The following is a 1,326-nucleotide window of genomic DNA, read 5'->3' on the forward strand; positions in this document are numbered from 1 at the left end:
GTGGTGTGTTTGGAGACAGCCAGTTTACCAGCACCCTGTCTGTCAACTTCCACTTCCCCAAGATCCCGCGAAGAACCCTTTTTTACGGGCCCCATTTGACGGTCTGGGCCTGAGCAAATTTACTGCTGCTGTGCTGCTGTGCTGCTGTGCTGCTGTGCTGCTGTGCTGCTGTGCTGCTGTGCTGCTGTGCTGCTGTGCTGCTCTGCTGTGCTGCTGTGCTGCTGTGCTGCTGTGCTGCTGTGCTGCTGTGCTGCTGTGCTGCTGTGCTGCTGTGCTGCTGTGCTGCTTTGTCGTCATGGCATCCCGGGTCGGAAGCCTGGATAACCCGGTGGGCAATGCCGGCGCATTGGCTGTTACGCCGAAGGGGCGATCAGTGGTTCAGGTAGACATCCTGGCCGCCGTAGCTCAGTGCCCCACCCAGAGGGGTTGAGGGCTCGAAGAAGCGGGTCAGGACACCGGCGCGCTGGCCCAGGGTGTTCAATGTGCTCCGGTCCAGGGCGACCTGTTCGGGCAGCCAGGTCAGCACGGCGGCACAGTGACCATTGATCAGGCTCTGCTCCAGCAGGCGCTGCCAATTCTTGATCTTGGGGGCGTGCACGACAAGCACCCTGGCAGGATTGATCCCTCTGGCCTGCAATTGCGCGGCGGCGGGCAGACCTGGCGGGGCGACGAGCAGGATCCAGCCACTGTCGGACTGACTCAGTTGCCCCAGGGCATCCAGCAGCGGCGCTTCCTGATGGAGAGGGCCGCGCCGCTGCTCTTGTCCCATCTTGCTCTGATGGCGAGTGGGCCAGGTGGTGATCAGACCGGCAGAGGAGGAAGGGGGGCAAAGATTCAGGGGCTGGCTCATATGTCGTTCCTGTATGAATAACCATGCTGTATGCGCATACAGTAGTTCTGTTCGCAAGGAGTGACAAGTGATTTGTGGCTAAAAGTGTGAGCCGATTAACAGGGGATGATTTTAACTCCATGATTAAAAAGAATATTTATATCTTCCTTATACAGGGTGTTTTTTAACCTGTAGACAAACTTCGGGTCGGCGCTCATGGTTATACAGTCCTGTATGGGGAGAGGAGGGAGCGAGATGGACGTTAGTACCTTGCAACGACTGGATGCGAACATTCTGCTCGGGATCATCAACGAGAAGCTGCGGCTGGAGTGTGATGGTCTGGAAGAGCTGCTGGCTTACTACGACATGACAGAAGATCAGCTGGCTACCCGTCTGCAACAGATCGGGTATCACTACGACCCCAGGGCGAGATCGTGAACGTTTTGAAGCAATGTTAAGAGGATTTGACCGACCGATCTGGGTGTGATCTTATACTC

2 protein-coding genes are annotated in these 1,326 nt (G+C 56.9%); one reads left to right on the plus strand and one right to left on the minus strand.

What is annotated here, in order from left to right; translation table 11 throughout:
- Positions 1-370: 370 nt before the first annotated feature.
- Complete coding sequence (locus tag OKB81_RS20345; RefSeq protein ID WP_113978767.1) at positions 371-850, minus strand: cell division inhibitor; 480 nt, start codon at positions 848-850, stop codon at positions 371-373.
- Positions 851-1,084: 234 nt separating this feature from the next.
- Here OKB81_RS20345 and OKB81_RS20350 point away from each other — a divergent pair, with 234 nt between their 5' ends.
- Positions 1,085-1,267, plus strand: coding sequence for a DUF4250 domain-containing protein (locus tag OKB81_RS20350; protein ID WP_160838395.1), 183 nt, complete (start codon positions 1,085-1,087; stop codon positions 1,265-1,267).
- Positions 1,268-1,326 lie beyond the last annotated feature (59 nt).

Source organism: Aeromonas sp. QDB56 (assembly GCF_027705505.1).
Lineage (GTDB): Bacteria > Pseudomonadota > Gammaproteobacteria > Enterobacterales > Aeromonadaceae > Aeromonas > Aeromonas caviae.